The organism is Winkia sp. C0117E2 (assembly GCF_056590455.1).
Window position 1 is genome coordinate 146,543 of record NZ_JBWPWD010000006.1, and the last position, 16,254, is coordinate 162,796.

Genomic DNA, 16,254 nt, shown 5'->3' on the forward strand with positions numbered 1-16,254 from the left:
TCAGTAGCCTCCTGCCATCACGGTCTGCCGCCGATCAAGACGAGCAAGTTGTTTGTCGAGGGCGGGTGCGAGTTTGCCGACCAGCGTCCCATCCGACAAAGTCACCGAAATATCCAAAGACCCGAGGATGCGCTTTGCAGTCGCATCCACGATCCCAGCGACATCCACACGCTCGTCAGAGACGTCGCTGATCCGCTGAGATACAGTCACGGGCTGTGGGGTGAGGTCAACGGCAGGTACCTGCAGGTCAGCGACCGCCTCGATCGGCACGGCCAGCCCGTCCTCAAGGTCGGCGAAGGCGTCCATCGTGTCCCTAGCCAAACCAGTGGCAGCGGTGACGGCTTTGTTGCCATCGGTTTTGATCGAGCCTGCCAGGCCTTCAACGAGCATCCGTCCAGCCCAGGCCATCTTGCGAGACGGGCTGTGGATGCCGAAGAAGCCAGTGATCGAGTCCCAAATCCCGCTTGCCCAGTTCGAGACCCGATTCCACAGCCAGCCCGCCAAGCCTTGGATTCCGTTCCACAGGCCGTAGACGAGGTTTTTACCCGCCTCCACCATCTGCCACACGCCCTGCCCAACAGCAGACACAATCCCAGAAATAATCGATGGGATTGCTGCGACGATCGTGGAAATAATCTGCGGTAGGTTTCGCACCAACGCGGTCAAGAGTTGAATTCCGGCTTGGATGAGTTGCGGGATTGCCCCACCAATCGCCGACACAATCGCGCCGATGATCTGGGGCAACGCGGCCACGATCGTCGTAATGATTTGGGGCAAGGCACCAATCAACGCCGTCAGTAGCTGAATGCCAGCGTCGATGAGCTGTGGGATCGCGCCGACCACGCCGCTGACGATCGCGGTAATAATCTGCGGGAGCGCAGCAACGATCGCTGTGATGATCTGCGGTAGCGCACCAATCAAGGCGGTCAGCAGTTGGATTCCTGCTTCGATGATTTGCGGGATAGCATCCACAAGGAACGTGACAATCCCCGTGATGATTTGTGGCAGGGCTTCGATGATGACGGGGATTGATGCGATGAGGCCTTCGGCGAGTCCGGTGATGAGTTGCAACGCCGCATCAAGAAGCAACGGGAGGTTGTCCACCAGGCCCTGCACCAAAGCCATGAGCATCTCCACCGCCGCAGGGATCAGTTCTGGCAAGGCTTCACCGATACCTGAGACGAGGGTGGCAATAATCTGCACCGCTGCCTCAAGCAGACTCGGTAGGGCTTCGATGATTGCCTCGACCAGCGCGATAATCAGCGTTACCGCTGTTTCCGCTACTTGTGGCAACACCTTGATAATGCCTTCGAGCAGGGCGGTCAAAATGCTCATGCCGGTTTCAACCACCATCGGTAGCTGCTCAGCAATAAATGCGAGGGCTTCCTGTAAGACTTGGCCGAGGGCGTCGATGAGTGCGGGTGTTCCGCCTTCTTCAAACGCTGCGGTGAGTTCGTCGATCCACCCGTTGACCATCGGCAACACCGAACCAGCCAACGCCTCCGACAGACCACCAGCCAACAACCCCTTGAGATTTTCCACCCCGTCCTGCATCGTGGCAAGCTGCCCGGAGAAGGTCTTGGATTGGGCGTCCATGGCCCCGTAGAAACGCCCGCCTTCAGCAGTAGCACTGGCGAATGCGTCAGCGACCATGTCAGCCGAAATAGCACCCTTGGCCATATCCTCTTTCAGTTCACCGATGGACTTGCCGGTCTTGCGGGAGATCTCTTCGAGCGGGTTGAATCCGGCGTTGATCATCTGCAGTAAGTCCTGACCCGTGAGCTTGCCGGTCGAGGACATTTGGGCGAAGGCGAGCGTTAGCGATTCCATCTTCACCGCATCGCCTTGGGAGATATCGCCGATTTCGTTCAGGTGCTTTTTCGCATCCTCCAACGACATGCCAAAGCTCAGGAGGGTTTGCATGTTGCCCGCGAGGTCCTCCATACCAAACGGAGTCTTCGCCGCCTGAACTTTCAGGTCGTTAACGAGTTGTTGGGCTTTGGCTTGGTCACCCAGCATCGTCGTAAAGGACGTGGAGTATTGCTCCATACGGGCGTTGTACTCCACGCCCGCTTTGAGGGCTCCGGCCATGCCGCGACCGATCGAGGCGATCGCATGCCCGATACCCTTCACCCCGGCAATGATGGCTTCGGAGGCGAGGTTGGCTTTCAACACGTCGCCGAAAATGCGGGTCTTGGAGCTGGTGGTGTCCATCTCGTCCCCGAGATCATCCACCGCGCCCTCAAGACGTCCTGCGTCCTTTGCCGCGCCCTTGGCATCGTCACCGGCACCGTCAGCCTCGTTCCCGAAATCCGACAGGGCGTCGTTGTTGGCTTTCAGCTCGCCTTCAAGCCGGTTGAGTTCAGCGCCTGCGTTATTGAGTTGGATCTGCCAATTCTTCGTCCGGTTATCATTCTCACCAAAGCTCGTGGCGGAGTTTTCGAGTGCGGCGCGCAGGGTCTCAATCTTCGACTTTTGAGCCTCGATTTCTTTGCCCAGCACTTGGTTACGGGCCGTGAGTGCTTCGGCGGACTTGTCGTTCTTATCAAACGAGGACGCCACGAGCTTCATCTCACTGCCAAGCACCCGCATCTCACGGTTAATATCCATGATCGCGCGCTTGAACTCACGCTCACCCTCAAGCCCAATCTTCAAACCAAAACTGGAGTCGGCCATGAGTGTTTACCTTTCTTTCCGGTAACGACAGTTATGGGATAATCAGTGAACGAACACGTAAAAGCGAAAGGGCATATATGGCAAAGAACAATGCGCGAGTGCGTAACTGGTTAATGCTGGTAGCCGTTGGGCTATTATTTGCAGCTATCTGTTTTGCTATTTTCGGGTTCACGCACGTGATTTCACCGGTCACCGCTATCGGAAATGCTGCTGGTTTTCTGATAACTAGCCTGGTTGCAGGTTTTTTCGCGCTGCGTAAATGAGCGATGCGCAAAAGGTAGTGTTCTTGCACGGGTTGGGTGAAACCCGTGATGTTTGGAACCCAGTAATAAAACAGCTGCCACAAACCGAGTGCATATCTCTAGACGTTTTGACAACGAAACCGCCGCTGGCTTCTTGGTTGCTTGAAGACGTATGCGCCCAGATTGCTAACTCGCTGACCGAACCAGTGCACCTGGTCGGGGTATCGTTGGGCGCAGTGATTGCTTTAAATATCGCGCTCACCCATCCGGGCAAGGTGTCCTCACTGTTTGTTTCAGCTCCGCAAGCTAAACCCCCAAAACTGTTGATGAATCTGCAAAAGACACTAATGCGAGTTCTACCAACAAAATGGGTCTGTCCGCCGCAGCTTAGCAAACCTGAGCTGGTGGGTGTGCTCGATAGTTTGAAAGATTTAGACCTTACTTCGCAGCTTCCAGCTTTATCTATGCCCGTAACTGTGGTTTGCGGCAGCAAAGATAAAGCAAACCTGCCTGCAGCCCGCAAAATCGCCGGCCTTATCCCCACAGCTCACCTAGAAGTGATCCAAGGTGCAGGGCACCAGTGGCACGCCGCCCATCCTCAGCTATTCGCCTGTTATCTCACGAAACATTTAGATCGCTAAACCCCAGCAGGAATAATATCGTCGATAAACCAGATGCGTTTCGGCTGGGCTCTGCCGGTTTCGATACGCCAGCAATCCACCAGGTCCAATAGTTCACCGAATATGGTCAGCTCGATTTGCATGCGGGTCAGTCCCAGGTGGGCGAGCCCGATATAGGTCAGGCGGGTAAAGATTGCCTCGTCACTATCTATTAAGTGTCCTTTTTCTTGGTTTGCCCTTTTGGGTCTGGGGTCTCGGTCATGATTGCTCGCCGGGTGCCGCGTTGGAGTGCCTGGGCGATAGCCTCTCGGTAGTCAGCTAAATCTGCAGGCACAGTTAGTAACTCCACTGCTTCTGCGGTCAGCTCTGGGCGCTTATCGTCCGGATGGGTGAGGTTGTGTATTTGTACGGACTGGTTAGCGAGCAGGGCGATGAGCCAGATTACCTCACCGAGTGACTTATCCATATCTTCGCTAGTTTCCAGGGCTTGACCTAAATGTTCTAGCCCTCCGTAACGTTGAGCTATAAGGCGGGTCGCACGGGTAGTGAGGACAAGCTCGTATTCTTGACCTGCGATAGTGATTGTCGCGCTTTTTAAAGAGGTGCTGGCCGGGCTGGTTTGGGTTTTCGCTGTCATGGCTTACCTGCATTTCTAGTTGTTTGTCGGTTTAATGCTGGTTGTAGCGGCAGGCTCATACACCTGCCTGTACCAGCTGGAGATCGTCTCAGCTTTCACGCCGGTGGCTCCTTCGGTGACTTCGGCTTTCCACGGGTGCTTACCGGTAGCGTCTGGTTTGTTACGCCGCAGAATCGTTCCCTCAATACTCGGGGTAGAGAACGTGATCGAATCAGCTTTGGTCGCCAGCGTGGCTCCCGGCAGAGCAAATTTGACGCGGTAAAGCCAAAAATACTGGTACTTCCCGTTAGAGCGTGCAGCTCTAAAACCAATAGCCACGGGTGCGCCACCATCCTCAGAAGTACTGATAAGTACCCCGTTCGCGTCCAGTCTCGCACCAGTTAAGGCAGCTGCAGCCTCAGCCCCGAGATCATCAACCCCAAGAGTGAGCGTTCCAGATTTGAATTCCTTGACAATCTCGGATGCCCCGTCATCGGCATACAAAATTGCCTCAGCCACCTCCACAGACAATTCTGCAGATATTGCTTTAGCCAGCGGTTTAGGAACGGCATAAGTTTCCTCACCGCTAGTGGGATCTTCGCTAATGCTCGCGTAGTAGAGCTTGTCTAAACCAATAGTTGCCATGATGTTTCTCCTTTTGGGTAGTAATTTTCGTTAGATGTCATCGAGAGATAGAATTGGGGCATGAGAGAGAAAACGCGACGCTTGACCTATGCGGTGTTCGGGATTTATCTGCTCTTGTTGTTGTGGATGGTGCTGTTCAAATTCGCCACCAGCGTTGACGACATACTGAGCATGCGGCATGCGCGCTACTTAAATCTGATCCCATTTACAGATTCTGCGAATCTTTACGGGTCGAACTTCTTTGATGAGATCGTGGTCAACTTCCTTATTTTCATCCCGTTTGGCTTGTACATGAGGATGTTGTTGAAACGGCGCTCATGGTTAATTCAATTGCTCCCACCGTTTTTAGCAAGCGTGGCATTCGAGGTCGTTCAGTACGTTTTCGCTATTGGGGTCAGCGATATCACCGATGTCATAATGAACACTGCTGGAGCCGCTACTGGCTTAGTAGTTTTTGCTCTGCTAGCCAGATTCTGGCCTGAAAAGAGCGAAAAAGTCATTAACGTCATCGGGTTAGTCCTGGAGATCTTGTTCATCGGATTTTTGACTTTCCTGATCATTGCAAACTCTTAAGGACAGGCTCTAAAACTCGAAACATCGATGGAATAGTGGTGAAAACCGGTATCCGCCTCGTATCCGATATAGCGGATTCCTGGGAGAAGCCTGTGTACTGTGAAGGGCGATAGCTAGTTCATTGGTAGTGCAGTATTTGATGTAGTCGTACCAGTTGTTTGGGAAGCTCTGGATATAGTGGATCTTCTTGTATTTATTGGAAAATCGCAGGAAATAGAGGGAGAGGCTGAAAAGCTTTGCTCTTAGCTGGATGCCTTGCGATTTTGGGAAATATTTTATGAGTATTGATGATTTCTCTTGTTCACGGGTTCGTTAGGCGTTTTCGCGAGGCAAGATTGCTATCTCTAAACCGGCGAGTACGACTTCTATGATGATTTCAAAGTATTCCTGACTCATGCGGTCTTCGTTTTTCGGGTTGGCTAGCGGAATTAAGTAGCCCTGGATGATGTCAGCCAGCGTTGTGGAGCAGACAGCTAGGGGCTGAAGTTGGGTAATCATTTGGCCTAGGTCGTGGCGCTGTTCCTGCTTGGTTGGGCTGCGCAAGTTGCGAGCAGTAATGCTCCATAGCATCGTGTTGATGATAATTGAGTATGCGATGTGAATGTACTTGCTAAAACCAGCATCCCGTAGTTTTTCGTAAGCCACCTCCAAGATTGGTATCAACGCGGCGTTCATATGTCCATACATCAGTTTGTCGGTGACTCCGGGGAATTCAAGAAAGACAGGCCTGACATTTTTTGCTAGGGAGATGAACCAATCTTTCCATTCCAGCTGCTCGTCCGGTAGTTCGATGGTGCTAGTGATCTCGCCTATTACAGAAGCGGTAATGGCGTCACGGTTTTGGTAATGGTGGTAGATGACAGAGGGAACTACTCCCAGACGCTGCGCAAGGTCACGAATCGACCATTTTTCTAGACCGCACTCTCGGGTCAGTTCCATTGCGGTGTACATGATCTTTTCCTGCGTCAGCCAGGCGCGTCTACCCGTGTTTACCCGCTTGTCTTTATTCCCCACGAAAACAGCATACCCTCAACCTCGACAATACTAGAACATTGTTCTAGTATTGTCTCAGCTTGATTGGTAGCTCACTTTGGAAAGGATGTTTTAATGTGCGCCACTAATGAACGAAACGAGAAAGTCGAATCAAAAATAGCGGGACTGTTTCCCTTGTTTTTGACGGTGTTACTGGCATATATGGGGCAGATGATTCTTAATCCAATTCTGGCTCCGCTATCGCGCGAAATCGGGCTGAAGGAATGGCACATTGGCGCCACCATTTCGTTAGCTGCCATAATGTTTTCTCTTACCTCCACCAGGTGGGGACGGGTCTCATTGCGATGGGGATCTCGGCGTATCTTGCTTATTGGCATGCTTGCCGGAATCCTGGCTCTAAGCGGATTCGCTATGGTGGTGTGGCTAGGATTTAAGGGTCTGCTCACCGGCATAGCGTTGATCATAGGAGTAGTCATAACTAGGGGAGTGCTGTACGGCGGTGCCATCGCATCAGTTTCCCCAGCCGCGCAAACCTACGTTGTGACTCATACCTACAATGAGACGCAACGGGTAAAGGGTCTGGGAGTCTTGGGTGCTGCACAAGGATTCTCGTCTATTCTTGGAGCCTTATTGGGCGGCAGCCTTGCAGCTATAGGAGGTTTCATGATGCCCTTGCTGGTGATGCCTCTGGTCATGCTTTTAGGCGTTGCCGTTTTGCTGCTAACATTCAAACCCACAGGTAGCGAAGAAAAAGTCGCTCAACCGGCAAAAGTTTCCTATTTTGATTCAAGAGTATTCGTGTTCCTGGCTTGCGGTTTCCTAATGTTTACCGCTTTTTCTACCGTGGCTACACTTTTCGGCTTTTTACTGCAGGATGTTTTGAAGCTAGCGGCCGGCGCAACAGCAGGGCTCACCGCTTTGTGCATGTCAATAATGGGTGTGGTGATGATACTGGCGCAGGCCTTGGTGGCTCCAAGGTTAAACTGGGGTGCTAAAAAACTCTTTAGAAGAGGATTAATAATCGTTCTTCTCGGGTTACTACTCTTGGTTTATCCACTAAATCTTGGACTGTTCATCGTGGCCAGCATCTTGACAGGCTTTGGTCTAGGCCTGGCGATGCCTGGCTACAACACGGCGCCTACTTTGCAAATGAAGCCCGAAGAACAAGGTGGGCTGGCCGGGTTGATTAATGCTAACAATGGTGCTGCCTATGTAGTGGCACCGATAGCCTCTACCGCACTTTACGGACTCTCTCCGTGGCTACCAATGACATGTTGCGCAGTCCTGATAGCTGCGGCAATTTTGCTGAGTTTTTACCATCCCGAGTTCCGCAAATAATCTCTTTATGATTAGAAGCAAAAACCATAAAAATTCCTGCTAAAGCGGTGTTGACTTCAGCAGAACTATGATGTCTAGTCGCTACGAGGTTCAAACAAACTCAAACGTCTCAAAAACCCCATGCAAACACGGGGTCATTCAGCTCAATCGCTTGTAATGGTGTGTATATTCTTCTTGGTAATGACCCTGAAGCTATTGAGAACACTTGGTGCTATATAGGCAAGACAGAAGACTTTGTAGAGCGCCTGCGTGATCATGACAAAAAGAAGCCGCAGTGGGAAAAGGTTGTTATTATTGCTAGCTTGCAGCGGTCTTTTAACGAGGGGCATTGGGGTTATTTAGAAGCCCGTCTGGTTGAAATCGCTAAGAATGCTGAGCGTTGTTCTATGCCTGATAACAGACAAACTCCTCGGGTTAGGAAGCTTTCTGAAGCGCAACGAGCATCAGCCGAGTCGTTCTTAGATAATGTGAAGCTGATTTTGCCGATCCTGGGAGTCAATGTTTTGCGTTCCCTAGAAAATACTGTGCAAGCAGCTACCGCTCAGATAGTTTCTTCGCCTGTTTTCCATCTGCGCAGACAAAAAGATCAGATAGACGCCTCGATGCAGCTGATTGATGGCGAGTTTTTCCTCCTCAAGGGATTAATAGTGGTTGCGAATTGGGAAACCAGTAAAGCCAGAAGTCAGGCAACGGTTAACTCGTATGCGACTATAGCTAGTCGTCACCAAAAGCTAGTTAGTGACGGTTCAATCCGTCTAGAAAATAAGCGGGGCGTGGTTACCCGGGATATTGCTTTTGCTTCTCCTTCTGCAGCAGCGGCCATAGTGTTAGGTACCTCCGCCAATGGTAGAGCGCGCTGGGTCAATGATGAGGGACAAAATTATGGAGTCTGGGAGGAAAGCAACAACTCCTAGAAAGTAGTCGGTGAATAATTCGCGATGTCGATTGAATAGTGGTGGTAGCCGGTATCGTCCTCGTATCCGATATAGCGCCTGCCTGTAATAACCAGGCGAGCGCTAATTAGAGCTTTCGTGATCTGGTCTCTTAGAGCTAAGTAGTTGGTTTTCGTGAACAGGCTGATTCGAGCTTCTTCTATTTCGACGCCTGGGGTGTTGTCGGCGAAGATCTCGAAAGAATCTGTTAACGGGGTGAATACTAGATACGTGTCTGGGGCTGGGGAATCGGTGTAGCAGCTGACTGCATAGGCGAGCCCAAGTTGTTTAGCGATGTGGCTTATGTTTTCTAAAAGCCCGCTCATGGTTTCACCTGCTGGATTCGCGCGGCTAGGGTTTGTTTCATTGCGGTGATTGCGGCTCGCCTGGTTTGTGAACGCGTAGGGGCTAGGAAGGGTCTAGCGGGCTGGTTGGAGCGCCCGTGTTCAAGAACGTTAGCGATTAGTGCGTTAGCTCTACCATCGTCTCGGTTCTCGGCGAAACCAACTTTGACGTTGTAGTCTCCGCGGCTATTGACTTTTACTGGCGCGGTTCCTAACGCTTTGGCGAGCTGACCGGTAGAGCGGGAGGGCTGTTTCGTTGAGCTGCCGATTGCTGCAGAAAGGTTAGAGCGCATACGCGGCTCCACAATATTAGCCCCGGCTTTAAGTACTTGCTCAGCGGAGTTATCAATGAGGCTGCTGGCTGAGTCGAGTGCGTCAATGAAATCGTTGGGAAGCTTGATTTGTACGCGAGCCATCAGGGTGCTCCTTCTGCTTCGGTGCGGTGAGCCAAAATCTCGACATAGCGGCCGAGGTATTCGACCGCATCAATAACGTACCTGCCACGTGCGGAGCTGATTTCCATCGCCTCGGTTATATTTATGCCGGGTATTGCTCGGATCCTAAATAACAGGTCTGCTTTGGTGTAGGCGGCGCGGTTGACCCACGCACCACTTGCGTGCCGCACTTCCATATATGCGCGCACCGAAGCAATAACCTCGTCACCAGTAGTGGCGAACCCGGCAGCGTCCTTAACCACTACAGGTTGTATTAGGTCGATGTGCTCGCTCATTTTTCCTAGCGTTGCCACAAGGCGCGTCCTTTCTTTAGATTTTCCAGTCCCGATCCAGACGAAGCAGGGTGTTGACTGCGTTCCACACGGCGCGGGCAGCATCGGTTTTGTCTGCCCAAAACCCGGCGGTTGCTCCATCTCTGGATTCGTAGAAATGGGTGGCGAGCATGATAATGCCTTGCCGGGTTGCCTGCGACATGGGCTCCGTTTGGTAGTAGCCCTCGGGCAGATGTTGGTAAGCGGTAGCGTAGGAGATGGCAGCCAAAACAAACGAGGCAATCAAAGAATCATCCTCGCTATGTTCAACCAGCAGATTTTGCTTGACTAAGGCCATGAGTTCGTCTGTTTTCATGGCTGCCACCTCCTAACTATTTTTCTGGTTTACCCGGCGGTCTTTTGGGTAAGAACCTTGATCGCTTCGGGCAAGACTAGCTTGCCGTCTAGGCGTTGGGAGGCGAGGAACCCGATCTGCCCGGTGGTTGCAAATAGCTCGTTTAGGCGTTTGAAGGAGCGGCCTTGCCGGTCAGCAATCCAATAAAAACCGAGGTCACCGAACGCTACTGTGCGCGCCCCCGCTTTAAGCTCAGGCACAAAAACACTGGTGTAGACGGGTCGGCCAAGGATCATGTCTGGATTCCCAGCAGTCAGGGCTGGCTGCCACAGGTACTGCCCGTTACCGTCCTTGAGCTTGCGTATGGTCTTTACTGTTGCATCGTTCATCAGCCACACCGCGCGCGCCCGGTAGGGGGAGCGCAAACTATAGTGCAGATCGATGAGTTCATCAGCGCTAATGCCGGTAGGCTTACTGGTGGTCACGCCTAAGTCTGCTCCGCCGGTTGGGTTGAAGATGCCGGTGGGTTTACCTTTACCATCTCCAATCAGGAAGGCTTCTTCTTCAGCAGCTCCAATACGGCGAGCAAACTCGCTGGCTAGGTATTGTTCAACGTTAAACGCTGCATCGTTGAGCAGTTCTTCGCTGATTTTGAGGAAGGTACCCAGCTTGAACGCCGACAGGGAGATTTGGGTGAAGGCTTCATCGGATTCGCTATATGGTTTGCCTTCATCCAGCCAGGTAGCGGTGCCATGGGTAGACACGACAGGGATCTTGCGATCCCCGCTAGTGGTCTGAATAACCTTGGCGAGGCTTCGCATGATGTTTTGGTCAGCTAAAGACTGCACTAGGGTGCGTTCGAACTCGTCAGGCACTAGGTATCCGCCCTCAGAATCCACCCCCTCACTTAGCGCATTCCTTACTTCCATGGGGGAGGTGTTAAGCCGCATCGCATCCCAAAACGCGCGCTTGTAGGAAACGGTGGCGCGAGCCGGTCTCGCCTTGCCGTCCTCATCAGGGCTGGCGCCGGGTGTAGCAGTGATGGGTGCCCGAGTCGCCTGCGCGAGGTTGGCTTCTGTGCGTTCGGCCCGCTCGGATCGAGCGATCTCGTTAGAAAGCGCCTCGATCTCAGCCTCCATCTTCGCGTAAGCCGCATCGTCCTCAGCGCTCAGGCAGCCGGTCTCAAAGTTACGGCGCTCATCCAGAAAAGCCTTCGCCTTATTCCAGGTTTCGGCACGGCGAGCATAAAGATCAGTAACAGTAGTCATGATAAAAAGTTCCTCTCTTAAGGGTTTAGTGGGGTTGATCAGTTAGTTGGGCGTATAAATCAACAACCCGCCGACCACAAGAGACAGCGGGCTGCAAAGAACAACGGGTATCAGGAGATGGCAGTGAGCCAGGCGGAGCACTATCTTTTCGCTGGCCAGCTAACTGCGCGACGAGGCGCTGTTCCGCGGCCTTTCTGGAAAACACCACACCACCCTTGTTTTTGGGCGGCAACGGCGGCTTCTTACGGGCAGGGCCTTGCTCGTCATCCCCGCCGGAATCGTCCTCATCCGGCTCTTCAGATTCTTCGTCCTCTTTGTCTGGGGTTGGTGCTCGTTTACCAGTCAGCAGCTCGTCGGCGAACCCAAGTTCGATGGCTGCAGTTGCGTCCATCCAGGTCTCGGCATCCATCAACTTCGACAACTTCGCCCTGCTCAACCCAGTCTTGAGCTGGTAAGCATTGATAATCGAGTCCTTGACACTCTCAAGCATGTCGAGGGCACGCGAGAGTTCGGTTTTATCGCCCATCGCCAACGTTGCTGGGTTGTGGATCATCAACATCGACACCGGCGACATCGCCACATGACTTGCTGCCATGGCGATCACGCTCGCTGCGGATGCTGCGATGCCATCAATATTGACTGTCACGGTTCCTGGGTAGTCCAGAAGCATGTTGTAAATCCTGGCTGCCGCCACGACATCGCCACCGGGACTGTTGAGCCAAACAGTGACCGGTCCTGATCCGGCATTTAGTTCAGATGCGAAGATGGCGGGTGTTACGTCATCGTCGAGCCAGGATTCTTCGGCGATAGCCCCGTTGATACGCAAAACCCGAACATCCTCTTGGATGTCCGGGTTGGTTGTTTCTGGTGGTATCCAGTTCCAAAAACGCTTCACATTCTCCTCCTCAAAATTTGGTTCTTTTCAGGTTGTTCTTCCAGCTGCTCATCGTTAGCTGCGACAGCGTCGGCTTGTTTGGTGGCGGCATAAGCGCCTGCCATATCGAGTGGCAGCATGTTGCCGTTGACCAGGTAGAGATCCCCGCCATCGGCCTCATCGATGCGGTCGAGATTCTCTAGCTCGCGGATGTCGTTGGCGCTCATCCACCCGTTCTGCCTGGCTACCGCGTAGCCCTCCATACGCGACTGGTAATCCCCGCGCAGCAGCCCCTCAACATTGAACTTCACAAACAACTGCTGCTTTTCACGCGGGTTCAAGAGAGTTTTCGTGATTGCTTGTTCCCAGCGGATCACCCACGGATCAAGCGTGTACTTCACAAACTCCAGAGACTGCTGCTCAATATTAGAAAAGGAACTCTTTTCCAGATCGCCGATCATGTGCGGCGGAATACGGAAAATCCGGGCAATCTCGTTGAGCTGAAACTTCCGTGTTTCAAGAAACTGTGCCTGCTCCGGAGACACGCTAATAGGCGTGTACTTCATGCCCTCTTCTAAAACAGCGACCTTATTGCCGTTCTTCGCACCACCAAAGGTAGCCTGCCAAGACTCACGCACCCGAGAAGGATCCTTAATCGTGCCAGGATGCTCCAACACCCCACCAGGAGCAGCACCATTAGCAAAAAACGACGCCCCGTAATCTTCGGTGGCTTGTGCCAGGCCGATAGCATTGCGGGCCATCGCAATCGGTGAATAACCCACTAAACCGTCGAAGCCGAGACCTGGGATGTGCAGGACGTCTGCTGGGGTCAGCCGGATGGTTTTGTATTCGCCTGCCGGCTCATCCCAGGAGGTCTGGTACTCGTAATACAAAGCCTTAGTGTCCAAGTCTCTGCCTACGCTCATGCGGTTTGGCTGCAACGGATAGAGCCCTATGATTTCACCTAGGCCGTTGCGTACGACCTGGGCGAACGCGTTACCCCACAAAAGCAGATGCGTCATCAAAGTTTCGCGGAAAACAAACGACGTCATCTCGGGGTTCGGCTCATCATGAAGAAGCCGATACAAACCATGATCGGTAGCTTTTTCTTTACCGCCACCTTCCGTATGTCGGTAAACATGCAGTGGCAAACCCGCGATAGCCTCAGCCAGGATACGCACGCATGAATGCACAGCGGTCATTTGCATCGCGCTGCGTTCTGTTACCGGACGACCAGAAGACGTAGGTCCGAACAAGAACGAGTAAGACGAGCCAATCGTATGGTTTTCGGTCTCGCGGGGTCTACCGCGTAGCCAGTTGCGTATCCCCATGGAGCACTCCTTGCATGGATAATTTGTTATGTGAATAAACGTAGATCACCGGAAGAACGCATAAACGAACCAGGCTCAATGCAGTCGGAACGAATCGATGGCTTTGAGAACATAGAAACGGGTACCCCAGTCCTGTACCGGTGGATTTATGACCGAATATTTTGGGATCTCGACCATGCAGAAGTCGAGCTGACAGGAAGTCGCGTCGATTTCGCTAATCTAATTCACGCAGCTGCTCACCTACGTCTCGTTTTGGAGCGCGTAGTTACAGCTTCCTTTGCCGCTAGCAAAAGGCTTTTCGACAAGGCACAGAAAAAGATGGAAAGCGCAAAAGACTTCGGAGAGATGCGAAAACGTTTGAAGGAGCTTAATCCAAACTATTGGCCATGTTCGTTCGGATATGTTACCCATGATGGAACTGTGGGGCAAGGCGTACGACCGGAAGTTGGACTCCAGGAATCCGAAGTCGGACGCAGTTTTGGTCTTGTCAGCGCGATCCTCCATGCACCTAATCCATTCAAAAAGAATGAGACTTCTCCTGAAGAGAACTTCGAAGCACTTAGAGCTTTGTGCCTATTTTTGCGAGAGCTGCTTGAATCCCACATTGTTCAACTTGCAGATTCCTCCGAGTTTCTTCTACTTCGACGTGACGGTAACGGAGAAATTCGAGTTCAAAGTATCAAGACTGACCGACCACTTTTGTAAGTATTAGAGCACAAGTAGTCCCCGCGAGTCGTAAACCGAACCACCACTAAGTGCGTTGCCACACCTGATAGCCCGATCCAAGGCCATGATGGTGGCGACCACCCCGTCGATTTTCTCCGTGGATTTTTGCTTATCTGGCTTGATGTTGCCAGCTGGGTCGGTGCGTACGTGAATGTTATCGACCATCCAGGCCAGCACCGGGTGCCCGCCGTGCGCGAGCTTGCCTTCCAACGCCAGCTTCATCAGTTCCTTGGATGGCGGGGACATGTCTTTGAAGCCTTGCCCAAACGGCACTACCGTGAAACCAGCATCCTCAAGGTTTTGGCTCATTTGGACCGCACCCCACCGGTCGAAAGCGATTTCTCGGATATTAAACCGGGTGCCCAGATCCTCAATGAACTTCTCGATATACCCGTAGTGCACCACGTTGCCCTCAGTCGTGAGTAGGTGGCCTTGCTGATGCCATAGGTCGTAGGGGACGTGATCGCGGGCGACCCTCAGTTTCAGGTTGTCTTCGGGAATCCAAAACCACGGCGCAACCGTGTATTTGTCATCGTCATCCGTGGGTGGGAAGACGAGCACGAACGCGGTGATGTCGGTTGTGGAGGCGAGGTCGAGGCCGCCGTAACAAACACGGCCTTCTAACTCATCCAAGTGGACTGGGCCATCGTTCTTGTTCCAGGTATTCATAGGCATCCACCGCACAGACTGTTTGACCCACTGGTTCAAACGCAACTGTCTGAAGGTGTTTTCTTCAGCCGGATTCTGCCTGGCACTATTACAAGCGTCCCTAACTTTCTGGATTGGCACCGTCACGTCCAAGGATGGGTTGGCTTTATGCCACACGTCCTCATCGGTCCAATCATCATCTTGCGCCGCCCCATAGATCACCGGGTAGAACGTGGGGTCGTGCTTTTTGCCATCTAGGATGTCTTGGGCTTTTTGGTGTTGCTCATAACAAATGCTATGCGTATCGGTACCCGCTGTCGTGATCAAGAAGTACAGCGGCTGGGTGCGCGCATCCCCACTGCCTTTGGTCATCACGTCGAAGAGCGCCCGGTTGGGTTGGGTGTGTAGCTCATCGAATACCACGCCGGAAATATTGAATCCGTGTTTGGAATAAGCCTCGGCCGATAGTACCTGGTAGAAGGAATTGGTGGGGGAGTAGATGATACGTTTTTGGCTTCTAAGGATCTTTACCCGCTTGGCTAGTGGGGGACACATTCTCACCATGTCGGCTGCCACTTCGAACACGATGGATGCTTGTTGCCGATCGGCAGCACACCCATAAACTTCAGCGCGTTCCTCGCCATCGCCGCAACACAGTAAGAGTGCGACGGCGGCGGCAAGTTCACTCTTGCCCTGTTTCTTCGGGATCTCCACGTAAGCCGTAGTGAATTGGCGAAACCCGTCAGGTTTGACCACCCCGAAAAGGTCGCGAATGATTTGTTCTTGCCAATCAATCAACTTAAAAGGTTTTCCTGCCCACCGGCCTTTCGTATGCTTTAAAGCTTCGATAAACGCGACCGCAAAATCAGCTCGGCGCTTGTCATAGCGCGAGCTTTCAGCCATGAACCGGGTCGGGTGATAATCAGCTAGCTCACGCATACGAATCAGTTACCTTCTATTGGTTAAAAAATCAGTTACTACCAGCGATAACAGGCGCCCTCAAGCCTTGTGGGGCTAGGCTTCGGGCAGATTAGCTAACGCCCAGGCGAGCGCGTGACCGTCGTCAGGGAAAATCTGGTCGGCTTGCTTGATCAGTTCGAGGCCGCATTCGATGAAGGACTTACCCTGCCAGGGGTTCTCGGAGGGGGTTTCGGTCAGGTGGTAGATGCAGGCGTCGTTGCCATAAACCCCGCCCTTGTGCCAACTGTAGCTGGTGGCGATCACTAGGTTGCCGTAGCGCACCACCGCACCGTAGCTATCGGTGGCCATTTGCAGGCGTTCCATCGTTGTCGTTTCCATCGCTGTATTTCCTTTCTTCGCGTACCGTTTTGGTATGTATATACAGCCATAGACTTCGCTACTTATCC

21 protein-coding genes are annotated in these 16,254 nt (G+C 52.7%); 7 read left to right on the forward strand and 14 right to left on the reverse strand.

Going from position 1 to position 16,254, the window contains the following annotated elements; all coding sequences use genetic code 11:
• Complete coding sequence (locus AC1EKG_RS09185) at positions 1–2,175, reverse strand: phage tail protein (RefSeq protein WP_285445080.1); 2,175 nt, start codon at positions 2,173–2,175, stop codon at positions 1–3.
• Between AC1EKG_RS09185 and AC1EKG_RS09190 the strand changes: the two genes are divergently transcribed.
• The 3 genes from AC1EKG_RS09190 to AC1EKG_RS09200 are packed head-to-tail and all read left to right on the forward strand — an operon-like array spanning position 2,116 to position 3,559.
• A complete protein-coding gene (locus AC1EKG_RS09190; RefSeq protein WP_285445079.1) occupies positions 2,116–2,718 on the forward strand; it encodes a hypothetical protein in 603 nt (200 codons plus the stop codon). The two genes, AC1EKG_RS09185 and AC1EKG_RS09190, sit on opposite strands and share 60 nt — an antisense overlap.
• 35 nt (positions 2,719–2,753) lie before the next feature.
• Entirely contained in the window at positions 2,754–2,939 is a 186-nt protein-coding gene (locus AC1EKG_RS09195; protein WP_048707943.1) for a hypothetical protein, read from the forward strand.
• Positions 2,936–3,559: an alpha/beta fold hydrolase gene (locus AC1EKG_RS09200; protein WP_048707946.1), complete on the forward strand. Its 624-nt coding sequence runs from the start codon at positions 2,936–2,938 to the stop codon at positions 3,557–3,559. The genes AC1EKG_RS09195 and AC1EKG_RS09200 overlap by 4 nt, the downstream gene beginning before the upstream one ends.
• Here AC1EKG_RS09200 and AC1EKG_RS09205 read toward each other — a convergent pair.
• From AC1EKG_RS09205 to AC1EKG_RS09215, 3 genes are all read right to left on the reverse strand, one after another.
• The gene (locus AC1EKG_RS09205; RefSeq protein WP_024058998.1) at positions 3,556–3,681 is read right to left on the reverse strand and encodes a hypothetical protein; all 126 of its coding nucleotides are present in this window, start codon (positions 3,679–3,681) and stop codon (positions 3,556–3,558) included. The genes AC1EKG_RS09200 and AC1EKG_RS09205 overlap by 4 nt on opposite strands.
• A 68-nt stretch (positions 3,682–3,749) precedes the next feature.
• Entirely contained in the window at positions 3,750–4,004 is a 255-nt protein-coding gene (locus AC1EKG_RS09210; protein WP_434739016.1) for a polysaccharide deacetylase family protein, read from the reverse strand.
• Between the two features lie 186 nt (positions 4,005–4,190).
• The gene (locus AC1EKG_RS09215) at positions 4,191–4,799 is read right to left on the reverse strand and encodes a major tail protein (protein ID WP_101486039.1); all 609 of its coding nucleotides are present in this window, start codon (positions 4,797–4,799) and stop codon (positions 4,191–4,193) included.
• A 60-nt stretch (positions 4,800–4,859) separates the two neighbouring features.
• On the opposite strand from AC1EKG_RS09215, the gene AC1EKG_RS09220 reads away from it, so the two are divergent.
• A complete protein-coding gene (locus tag AC1EKG_RS09220; protein WP_038109038.1) occupies positions 4,860–5,372 on the forward strand; it encodes a VanZ family protein in 513 nt (170 codons plus the stop codon).
• A 312-nt stretch (positions 5,373–5,684) separates the two neighbouring features.
• Here the strand turns inward: AC1EKG_RS09220 and AC1EKG_RS09225 are convergent, their stop codons facing one another.
• Entirely contained in the window at positions 5,685–6,386 is a 702-nt protein-coding gene (locus AC1EKG_RS09225) for a TetR/AcrR family transcriptional regulator (RefSeq protein WP_048707960.1), read from the reverse strand.
• A 93-nt stretch (positions 6,387–6,479) separates the two neighbouring features.
• On the opposite strand from AC1EKG_RS09225, the gene AC1EKG_RS09230 reads away from it, so the two are divergent.
• Both AC1EKG_RS09230 and AC1EKG_RS09235 read left to right on the forward strand, forming a co-directional pair.
• A complete protein-coding gene (locus AC1EKG_RS09230; protein WP_048707963.1) occupies positions 6,480–7,703 on the forward strand; it encodes an MFS transporter in 1,224 nt (407 codons plus the stop codon).
• A gap of 161 nt (positions 7,704–7,864) precedes the next feature.
• Complete coding sequence (locus AC1EKG_RS09235; RefSeq protein WP_101486040.1) at positions 7,865–8,617, forward strand: GIY-YIG nuclease family protein; 753 nt, start codon at positions 7,865–7,867, stop codon at positions 8,615–8,617.
• On the opposite strand, the gene AC1EKG_RS09240 is transcribed toward AC1EKG_RS09235, so the two are convergent.
• From AC1EKG_RS09240 to AC1EKG_RS09270, 7 genes are read right to left on the reverse strand one after another with little or no spacing between them, the layout of a single operon-like run.
• Positions 8,614–8,961, reverse strand: a complete 348-nt coding sequence (locus AC1EKG_RS09240; protein WP_048707966.1) for a hypothetical protein — start codon at positions 8,959–8,961, stop codon at positions 8,614–8,616. The genes AC1EKG_RS09235 and AC1EKG_RS09240 overlap by 4 nt on opposite strands.
• Positions 8,958–9,395, reverse strand: a complete 438-nt coding sequence (locus AC1EKG_RS09245) for an HK97-gp10 family putative phage morphogenesis protein (protein ID WP_284906357.1) — start codon at positions 9,393–9,395, stop codon at positions 8,958–8,960. The genes AC1EKG_RS09240 and AC1EKG_RS09245 overlap by 4 nt, the downstream gene beginning before the upstream one ends.
• Positions 9,395–9,727 (reverse strand): phage head completion protein, encoded by a 333-nt coding sequence (locus AC1EKG_RS09250; RefSeq protein WP_465245940.1) that lies wholly within the window; start codon positions 9,725–9,727, stop codon positions 9,395–9,397. The genes AC1EKG_RS09245 and AC1EKG_RS09250 overlap by 1 nt, the downstream gene beginning before the upstream one ends.
• 16 nt (positions 9,728–9,743) lie before the next feature.
• Positions 9,744–10,061, reverse strand: a complete 318-nt coding sequence (locus tag AC1EKG_RS09255) for a head-tail connector protein (protein ID WP_101486012.1) — start codon at positions 10,059–10,061, stop codon at positions 9,744–9,746.
• A gap of 29 nt (positions 10,062–10,090) precedes the next feature.
• Positions 10,091–11,308 (reverse strand): phage major capsid protein, encoded by a 1,218-nt coding sequence (locus AC1EKG_RS09260; protein WP_101486013.1) that lies wholly within the window; start codon positions 11,306–11,308, stop codon positions 10,091–10,093.
• A 25-nt stretch (positions 11,309–11,333) separates the two neighbouring features.
• Positions 11,334–12,203, reverse strand: coding sequence for a head maturation protease, ClpP-related (locus tag AC1EKG_RS09265; RefSeq protein WP_101486014.1), 870 nt, complete (start codon positions 12,201–12,203; stop codon positions 11,334–11,336).
• Positions 12,200–13,513, reverse strand: a complete 1,314-nt coding sequence (locus AC1EKG_RS09270) for a phage portal protein (RefSeq protein WP_048707984.1) — start codon at positions 13,511–13,513, stop codon at positions 12,200–12,202. The genes AC1EKG_RS09265 and AC1EKG_RS09270 overlap by 4 nt, the downstream gene beginning before the upstream one ends.
• 30 nt (positions 13,514–13,543) lie before the next feature.
• Here AC1EKG_RS09270 and AC1EKG_RS09275 point away from each other — a divergent pair, with 30 nt between their 5' ends.
• Complete coding sequence (locus tag AC1EKG_RS09275; protein WP_143484522.1) at positions 13,544–14,218, forward strand: hypothetical protein; 675 nt, start codon at positions 13,544–13,546, stop codon at positions 14,216–14,218.
• 3 nt (positions 14,219–14,221) lie between these two features.
• Here the strand turns inward: AC1EKG_RS09275 and AC1EKG_RS09280 are convergent, their stop codons facing one another.
• Both AC1EKG_RS09280 and AC1EKG_RS09285 read right to left on the reverse strand, forming a co-directional pair.
• Positions 14,222–15,826 (reverse strand): terminase large subunit, encoded by a 1,605-nt coding sequence (locus AC1EKG_RS09280; RefSeq protein ID WP_278614602.1) that lies wholly within the window; start codon positions 15,824–15,826, stop codon positions 14,222–14,224.
• 75 nt (positions 15,827–15,901) lie between these two features.
• Positions 15,902–16,186 (reverse strand): Nmad4 family putative nucleotide modification protein, encoded by a 285-nt coding sequence (locus AC1EKG_RS09285; protein ID WP_048707996.1) that lies wholly within the window; start codon positions 16,184–16,186, stop codon positions 15,902–15,904.
• Positions 16,187–16,254 lie beyond the last annotated feature (68 nt).

Coding starts and splice junctions, on each gene's coding strand:
- AC1EKG_RS09230 (WP_048707963.1), top strand. CDS start 6,480: ATGTGCGCCACTAATGAACGAAACGAGAAAGTCGAATCAAAAATAGCG.
- AC1EKG_RS09245 (WP_284906357.1), bottom strand. CDS start 9,395: ATGGCTCGCGTACAAATCAAGCTTCCCAACGATTTCATTGACGCACTC.
- AC1EKG_RS09270 (WP_048707984.1), bottom strand. CDS start 13,513: ATGGGGATACGCAACTGGCTACGCGGTAGACCCCGCGAGACCGAAAAC.
- AC1EKG_RS09215 (WP_101486039.1), bottom strand. CDS start 4,799: ATGGCAACTATTGGTTTAGACAAGCTCTACTACGCGAGCATTAGCGAA.
- AC1EKG_RS09285 (WP_048707996.1), bottom strand. CDS start 16,186: ATGGAAACGACAACGATGGAACGCCTGCAAATGGCCACCGATAGCTAC.
- AC1EKG_RS09195 (WP_048707943.1), top strand. CDS start 2,754: ATGGCAAAGAACAATGCGCGAGTGCGTAACTGGTTAATGCTGGTAGCC.
- AC1EKG_RS09260 (WP_101486013.1), bottom strand. CDS start 11,308: ATGACTACTGTTACTGATCTTTATGCTCGCCGTGCCGAAACCTGGAAT.
- AC1EKG_RS09240 (WP_048707966.1), bottom strand. CDS start 8,961: ATGAGCGGGCTTTTAGAAAACATAAGCCACATCGCTAAACAACTTGGG.
- AC1EKG_RS09200 (WP_048707946.1), top strand. CDS start 2,936: ATGAGCGATGCGCAAAAGGTAGTGTTCTTGCACGGGTTGGGTGAAACC.
- AC1EKG_RS09280 (WP_278614602.1), bottom strand. CDS start 15,826: ATGCGTGAGCTAGCTGATTATCACCCGACCCGGTTCATGGCTGAAAGC.
- AC1EKG_RS09205 (WP_024058998.1), bottom strand. CDS start 3,681: ATGCAAATCGAGCTGACCATATTCGGTGAACTATTGGACCTGGTGGAT.
- AC1EKG_RS09190 (WP_285445079.1), top strand. CDS start 2,116: ATGCCCGATACCCTTCACCCCGGCAATGATGGCTTCGGAGGCGAGGTT.
- AC1EKG_RS09210 (WP_434739016.1), bottom strand. CDS start 4,004: ATGGATAAGTCACTCGGTGAGGTAATCTGGCTCATCGCCCTGCTCGCT.
- AC1EKG_RS09220 (WP_038109038.1), top strand. CDS start 4,860: ATGAGAGAGAAAACGCGACGCTTGACCTATGCGGTGTTCGGGATTTAT.
- AC1EKG_RS09255 (WP_101486012.1), bottom strand. CDS start 10,061: ATGAAAACAGACGAACTCATGGCCTTAGTCAAGCAAAATCTGCTGGTT.